This window comes from Oscillibacter sp. CAG:155, from assembly GCA_000436875.1.
Lineage (GTDB): Bacteria > Bacillota > Clostridia > Oscillospirales > Oscillospiraceae > Oscillibacter.
This window is the reverse complement of sequence record FR890848.1, coordinates 21273-28588: the sequence shown is the minus strand read 5'-3', so window position 1 is coordinate 28588 and position 7316 is coordinate 21273. Positions and strand designations below refer to the sequence as shown.

At 59.4% G+C, this 7316-nt stretch carries 5 protein-coding genes; 1 reads left to right on the top strand and 4 read right to left on the bottom strand.

Annotated features, from left to right (window positions below; all coding sequences use genetic code 11):
* Positions 1–35: 35 nt before the first annotated feature.
* Positions 36–1265, top strand: a complete 1230-nt coding sequence (locus QZL67_RS02110) for a class I SAM-dependent rRNA methyltransferase (protein ID WP_022289128.1) — start codon at positions 36–38, stop codon at positions 1263–1265.
* A gap of 136 nt (positions 1266–1401) precedes the next feature.
* On the opposite strand, the gene QZL67_RS02105 is transcribed toward QZL67_RS02110, so the two are convergent.
* From QZL67_RS02105 to QZL67_RS02090, 4 genes are read right to left on the bottom strand one after another with little or no spacing between them, the layout of a single operon-like run.
* On the bottom strand, positions 1402–3624 hold the full coding sequence (locus tag QZL67_RS02105) for an S-layer homology domain-containing protein (RefSeq protein ID WP_022289127.1): 2223 nt from the start codon (positions 3622–3624) through the stop codon (positions 1402–1404).
* 13 nt (positions 3625–3637) lie between these two features.
* Positions 3638–4888 (bottom strand): ABC transporter permease, encoded by a 1251-nt coding sequence (locus QZL67_RS02100; protein WP_022289126.1) that lies wholly within the window; start codon positions 4886–4888, stop codon positions 3638–3640.
* Positions 4885–5580 carry an ABC transporter ATP-binding protein gene (locus QZL67_RS02095; RefSeq protein WP_022289125.1) on the bottom strand — a complete coding sequence of 232 codons (696 nt, stop codon included), beginning with the start codon at positions 5578–5580 and terminating at the stop codon, positions 4885–4887. The genes QZL67_RS02100 and QZL67_RS02095 overlap by 4 nt, the downstream gene beginning before the upstream one ends.
* Positions 5581–5589: 9 nt before the next feature.
* Positions 5590–7284 (bottom strand): HlyD family efflux transporter periplasmic adaptor subunit, encoded by a 1695-nt coding sequence (locus QZL67_RS02090; RefSeq protein ID WP_022289124.1) that lies wholly within the window; start codon positions 7282–7284, stop codon positions 5590–5592.
* Positions 7285–7316: the final 32 nt, after the last annotated feature.

The window sequence follows — 7316 nt, the reverse complement described above, 5'->3', positions numbered from 1 at the left end:
TGTCTGCAAATCTTATTATACGAGGAAGTTTACGTATGAAAGCAGCCCGCAGCTATCCCTGCTACACCGTGACCCCCAAGGCGGAGGCCGCCATTCTCCGGGGGCACCCTTGGGTCTATGACGTGGAGATCGTCAGCTCCGAAGGCACCACCGAAAACGGCGGTCTGGTGGATGTATTGAGCAAAAAAGGCCGGTACCTGGGCACCGGTTTCCTCTCGGAGCACTCCAAGATCCGGGTGCGCCTGCTCTCCCGGAATGCCAACGACCGCTTCGACGAGGCCTTTTGGGAGCGAAAGCTCCGCTGGGCCTGGGAATACCGTAAATCCGTTATGGACACGGCGGATCTGGACGCCTGCCGAATCATCTTCGGGGAAGCGGATGCCTTCCCCGGTCTGACGGTGGATAAATTCCACGATCTTTTAAGTGTGCAGGTCCTCTCCGTGGGTATGGAAACCATCCAGGATCTTCTGCTGCCCACACTGGTCCGTATCCTGCGGGAGGACGGGCAGTCCATCCGGGGCGTATTTTTGCGCAACGATGTGGCTCTGCGGGAAAAGGAGGGCCTGCCCCAAGGAAAGGGATGGTATCATCTCCCTGGAGAGGAGCCCCCGGCTTCTTCCGTCACCGAGATCACGGAAAACGGTGTGAAGTATCTGGTGGATGTGGAAAACGGGCAGAAAACCGGCTTCTTCCTGGATCAGAAGTATAACCGCCGGGCGGTAGCCCGGCTGGCCCGGGGGAAGACGGTGCTGGACTGCTTCACCCATACTGGTTCTTTCGCCCTCAACGCCGCGCTGGGCGGTGCGGCCCATGTGACTGCGGTGGATGTGTCGGAGGCTGCCGTGGAAATGGCCCGGGCCAACGCGGAGCGCAACGGTCTTACTGACCGGGTCACCTGCATGGCCGCCAATGTCTTTGACCTGCTGCCTGCCCTGGAGAAAGAGCCTACCCGGTACGACTTTATCATTCTGGATCCGCCGGCTTTCACCAAGTCCCGCAAAACAGTCCGAAACGCCCTTGCCGGCTACAAAGAAATCAACTATCGGGCCATGCGTCTGCTGCCCCGGGGCGGGTATCTGGCCACCTGCTCCTGCTCCCACTTCGCTACGGAGGAGAAGTTTGTGGCCATGCTCCATGACGCCGCCCGGGACGCCGGCGTACAGCTGCGGCAGATCGAAGCACGGCAGCAGTCCTGTGACCATCCTATTCTCTGGGGCGTGGATGAGACCAATTACCTCAAGTTCTATCTCTTCCAGGTTGTCTGAGCGGCTCCTGGTCTTTCCCGGGAAAAGAGCAGATGCGCTGCGCACGCCGGCCGCCTCTCTTTCCAGATAAAAAGAACCGTTCCGTGGGAAATCCCACGGAACGGTTCTTTTGCTGGAAGAGTGTCTTATCTGTCGCTTAATTTACTTCGATGACACGGACCACGCCGTCCCGGACATACAGGTCCGCTTTCGCTGCATACGCATGTGCGGCGGCGAGAGTCATCCAGGTCCCCGTGGTACGGTTATAACATGCCACGCTGTCAGAGACGGTATAGGTGCGGCCCGCCACAGTAACGGCGCCGTCGCCGCTCCACGCGCTGTTGGCAACACCGGACAGGCAGGTCAGAGAGCCCAGGCTTGTGATTCGGCCGCCCTTGACACCCATGTAGATGTAATCGCCGTTGCTGATATGGTTGTCTGTCCGAATGGCCTCGCTCCGCTGACCGTTGCCGTACTCCACTGCCAGCGTTCTCGTTTCATTGCCGTTTTCAGCGGTGCTGGTCTGCACGACAGCCCGGCCATAGTAGACCGTACTGCTGTCGGCACTGCCCAGAACGATCAGATCCACATCACCGGCCCAGTTGGTCCGGGCATAGGAGATCTGGCTTCTGGCGATAATGCCGCTGGTCAGTTCCCTGAGGCTGACGGAGGTCAATGCACCGCCGTCTCTCCGGAAGATCATCACATTGTCGGCCAGGCTCTTGTTGCCCAGCTTTCTGGCGTTCACATCCAGATCGCCGCCCACGCCTCCGGTAAGGCTGCTGACATTCAGCCCTTCCTTGGTGGAGCTGACACGAGCCAGCTGACCTTGCAGCTGCGCCGCCGTGGAATCAGACAAGTTGGCCTTGCCCTCCACGTGGATGCCACACAGCAGATCCACTGAGGCAGAGCCCGCAGAGGCACTCTTGACAATACCCACGGCATTGCCGCTGGCACCGCTGGTTCCGGATTTCACTGCTGCCGCCACCTGGTTATCCTCCGTCAGCAGCAGGGTGATCTGATCGCCCGGCTTAAATTCAGAGAGACTTTCCATGGCGGTGGACAACACATTAAACTCATGGCCCAGCACTGTCACCTTGGAAGGCTCCTTGGCATTGGGGCTGCACGCCTCATAGTAGCCGCTGATGCGGGTATCACACACCCGGATGGTATTGGTGACCGTGGAATAGGTAGCTACGTCGTACTTGCGCAGATCTGCGGAGGTGGCCTTCACACCGTTTTTGTAGATGGTGTAGGTCGTTCCGGTCCCCACCAGGGAATCAAAGCCCGCCGCAGAGTGATCCTCATAGCCCACCACAGCCGCGCTGGCAGTGGAACCGCCGCCCACGAACACATACTCTACGTTGCCCGCAGCGCCCAGATACAGCGTCACGGACGCACCGGCATTGAGCCAGGAGTAAGTCTCGCCCCAGGTGGTTTCCTTTCCGTTATAGTAGGTAGCCGTATCACTGGTGAGCGTATACCGGACTCCGGTAATATCCGTGATCTCGGTGGCCTTAGCCGTGGAGAGAGTAATGACCTTGCTGCTGCCCACCGCATCGGGGACAAAGGTCAGTGCCTTTCCCTGCTTATCCAGCACCATCGTGCCCTTGTAACCGTTGAGCATGCCGTTGGAGGTTTTGCCGGAGGCCAGCTGATAGATGCTTCCGCCAGCGGTCTCCAGGCCGTTTTCCCGGCCGTCAGGGGCCTTTGCCGTGGAGGAGACCAGCATGACGTTCTCCACTACGGTGCCCAAGGTCGCGGCATAGGAACCGCCTTCCACCATATTGGCCCGCAGCAGGTTCAGGAAGAGCTGTGCCGCCTGTGCCCGGGTCAGTGCCGCATAGGCATTGGTAGACACACCATCCGTCATCCCGATACTGGCGGCCTCCGCCATATAGCTCTGGGGCCAGATTCCGCCCAGATTCTCATCCTTATAGCCCAGCAGCCGCAGCAAAATGGTTACGGCCTGCCCCACAGTGACGGTTCTTTCAGGGTGGAACTGTCCGTCGGCATAGCCCGCAATAACACCCTTGCCCTTGGCCGCCATATTGATATAGGAAGAAGCCCAGTAACTGGGTTTGACATCCGGGAACACCGTGACGGTGGAATAGCGTCCCAGCTCATCCTCCCCGTTCATGGCATACACCGCCATTTTGCAGAACTGGGCCCGAGTCAGCGAAGCGCCGGGCCGGAAGGTCCCGTCGCCGTACCCGTCCAGGACACCCATCAAGCGCAGGGATTCCACCGCCATGGCGGTATTCCGGTCGTTGACATCGGAAAAAGTAACGGTGCCGCTGTTGGCGGCGCCGGCCGGCAGTGCCAGCAAAGACACCGCCGTGCACACCGCCAGCAGCAGGCTCAAAATTCGTCTTTTCATATCTGTTCTCCCTTCATTCCGCCCGCAGCGCTTCCACCGGCTGGAGCTTGGATGCTTTGGCCGCCGGGTAAATGCCAAACAAAATACCCAGCACCACCGAGAGCAAAAATGCGCCCAATGTAATCGGTACCGATGGCCAGATGTCCATATGTACCAGCAGTTTTCCGGTGACCCGTGTGGCCACTGTACCGATGGATAGTCCGATGATGCCGCCGATGCCGCAGAGCATGGCCGCCTCGATCAAAAACTGCGTGACAATGGAGCTGCGCTCGGCGCCGATGGCACGGCGAATGCCGATCTCCCGCGTCCGCTCGGTGACGGTCACCAGCATGATGTTCATGATGCCGATACCGCCTACCAGCAACGAGATGGCTGCGATGCCGCCCAACACCATGCTCATCATGGCCGCCTGCTCATTCAGGGTATTCTGCCACTGGTTGTCGCTGTATGCATTGCCCCAGCCTCGTTCACCGTTGCCCGTCAGGCCGGAGAGGAACCCGTTGAGCCGGGTGATGGCCTCATCTGTGGCCTCCCGGGAGGCGGCCTTGACCACGAAATCGCTGATGCTCTGACCGGGGCTCAGCAGCCGGCTGGCAGTATAGGGGAAGATAATCACATTGTCCTGGGAAAAGGCGCTGTCCGGGTCCTTTTCCGCGTAGACACCCACCACTTTGAAGGGGTAGCCGTTGACGGACAGATCCTTGCCCAGAGGATCGGAATAGCCGAAGAAGTTCCGGGCCGCCCGGGCACCCAGGACACAGACCTGGCTGTGCTGGCGGATATCCAGGAAACTCAGATCCCGCCCTTTTTCCAGTTTATAATTGTTGCAGACCGCATACTGGTCACTGCCGTAATACAGATCCGGGGGCAGTTCCACGTCCGTCCGCACGGCGCCGCTTTCGTTGAACATGTTCTCCTGGTTTTTCTGCATGGCGTTGCTGTTTTTGGTGCCGTAAACGATGGTGGCACTGGCCATTCCGGAGGGCGTCACGCCCACCACCAGATCGCTTCCCAGGCCGTTGCAGTAGTTGTAGAGATCCTGGAAGCAATCCCGGCCGTCATACAGAGAAAGGGACACGCTGATCCGGTTGGTACCCATGGCTTCAAACTGCTTGAGGGACTGCTGGTTCTGCCCGTTGACCACGGAGACGATGGTCATGACGGAGGCGATGCCGATGATGATGCCCAGCATGGTCAGGATGGACCGGCCCTTATTGCCCAGAATGGACCGCAGGGCCATTTTCATTGCCTGTCGGATATTCAAAACCAATCCACCTCCTGCTCACGGTCCTCCACAATCTTACCGTCCTGCAGCCGGACGCACCGGCGAGCGGTAGCGGCGATCCCGTTGTCGTGGGTAATGAGGATGACCGTACTGCCCTCCTTGTTGAGCTGCTGGAGGAAGCGGAGCACATCGTGGCCCGTGTGGGAATCCAGGGCGCCGGTGGGCTCGTCGGCCATAATGATGGGGGGATGGGTAGCGATGGCCCTGGCAATGGCAACCCGCTGCTGCTGGCCGCCGGACATCTCCACCGGCTTGTGCTTGATACGGCTCAGCAGGCCCACCCGTTCCAGCGCCTCCATTGCCAGTTCCCGGCGCTTATCGGAGCCGACCCCCTGATAGATCAGGGGCAGCTCCACATTCTCCAGCACCGTCAGGCTTTGGATCAGGTTGTACTGCTGAAAGATGAATCCGATCTGCTTGTTGCGGATGTGGGAGAGTTCCCGGTCCGTGAGTTCCCGGACGTTTGTTCCGTCCAGGTAGTACTCACCGTGGGTGGGGATGTCCAAGCACCCCAGCACGTTCATCATGGTGGACTTGCCGGAGCCGGACTGACCCACCACCGCCACGAATTCTCCCCGGTCGATGGTCAGACTCACACCGTCCAGAGCACGGACCTCGCTCTCCAGACCCTCGCCATAGATCTTGTAGACGTCTTTGATCTCAATCAGCATGGCGTCACCTTACCAGGTTCCGGTGGTGGGGGCGGTGGTAAAGACCTCCATTCCCTCCTCCACACCGGACTTGATTTCCACGTTGTAGTCGTCAGAGATGCCCGTCTCCACCGGCACCGGCCAGAACCCACTGCTGGGCAGGCCATCCACTGTTGCGGTGGTATCAATGGCATTCTCCGGCCGGGTATTGGACTTGACGAACACCACATCCGCAGCGGAACCGTCCTCCAAAGGCACGGACTTGACGCACTGGATGGGCAGGATCAGGCAGTTGTCGTTCTCACTGGCAGTGAGCTTGTAGTTGACATAGCTGCCGGTCATCAGCGACCCATCGGGATTATCCACACTGATGACCATGGGATAGGTCGCCACGCCGTTTTCCGCCTTAGAGTTCAGGCTCACCGTATCCACTGTGCCATAGAAAGTGGTACCCCACTGGTCGATCTCCACCTGCATGCCGGGCTTGACGTAGGACACATTCCGCTCATCCACGGTGGCATCCACCACAATGGTGGAGGTATCCGCGATGGTGATGACGGTGGTATTGGCCTCCAGCTCCGAACCAGGCTGGATGGCAAGGCCGATGACCGTGCCGTCAATGGGAGCCACGGCGTTGCAGTTGTCCAGATTCTTCTGGGCAGTATCCAGCGTCTTGCGGGCTTCCTCCAGGCTCTGCTGTACCGTGAAGATCTCGCTTTCGCTGCTCTCGCCGTCAATCCGCACCAGCACCTGTCCAGCGGAGACCTGGAGGTAATTCACCAGGCTGCTGGAGATGACGGTGCCGCTGACCGTGGAGGTCAGATCACCTGTACGGTAATAAGCCAGCTTTCCCGGCTCATAGGGATAGACCGTCTCGCCGTTTACGGTGACGGTGGCGGAAGCTGCCATATCCGCCGTCAGCGCGCCCTCGTTTTTCACCACGATCTCCGCGGAGAAGAGCTTGGAGCCCTCCGGCGTGATGCGGCTGACCATGTGGACCGCCTCCACCGTGCCGGGAATGGTGCTCATCAGAGAGGGAATGGACACCTGCACGGTCTGGCCGACCTTGATGTCCCCGGCGTAGGCATAACTGTAATACTGCTCCAGCCGCAGGCGGGTGTCATCCGAAAGAGTGGCAACCTTGTCACCCTTGTTGATGGTGTCGCCGGGATTGAGGGTCACCACATCCATCAGCTTGCCGGGGTAGCCGGCAGCCAGATTCAGTCCCGCAATGTCCTTTTGCAGGGTGTTGAGCTGCTTCTCATACCCCTCCACGTCCTTCCGGGCCTTCTGCACAGCAGTGCGGGCAGCCTCGGAATCCACGGTGAACAGCGGCGTTCCGGCGGTGACCTTCTGGCCCTCCGTCACCATGACATCCGTCACGGTTCCAGCGGTGGTAAGGGTGATGGTCTCACTCTTCTTGGCCTTGGTCAGGCCGTTGCCCTCCACGGTGGAGGTGATGGAACCGTACTGCACGGTGTCCGTCACGATCTGCGTATCATCCGACTTTTTGCCGCCGAACACCTTGATGAGGCCCACCACGACTGCAAGCACCACCACCAACGCAATCACGCGGCGGATGATCCGGCGCCGTTTCTGCCGGGGCATCGTTTTCCATTTTCCCTTTTTCCCTTCGGATGCGGGCACAGTCTTTTCCGCAGTATCCGGCAAGACGGGTTCCGCCTGGGACAGGGTCTTATTTTCCAGATCCTTGACTTCAGACATTGGCTCGTTCTCCTATCTTTCCATTTACAGTT

What these genes read in the sequence shown, in the direction of transcription:
- QZL67_RS02090 (WP_022289124.1), bottom strand. Translation starts at nt 7,284, where the DNA reads ATGTCTGAAGTCAAGGATCTGGAAAATAAGACCCTGTCCCAGGCGGAA.
- QZL67_RS02110 (WP_022289128.1), top strand. Translation starts at nt 36, where the DNA reads ATGAAAGCAGCCCGCAGCTATCCCTGCTACACCGTGACCCCCAAGGCG.
- QZL67_RS02095 (WP_022289125.1), bottom strand. Translation starts at nt 5,580, where the DNA reads ATGCTGATTGAGATCAAAGACGTCTACAAGATCTATGGCGAGGGTCTG.
- QZL67_RS02105 (WP_022289127.1), bottom strand. Translation starts at nt 3,624, where the DNA reads ATGAAAAGACGAATTTTGAGCCTGCTGCTGGCGGTGTGCACGGCGGTG.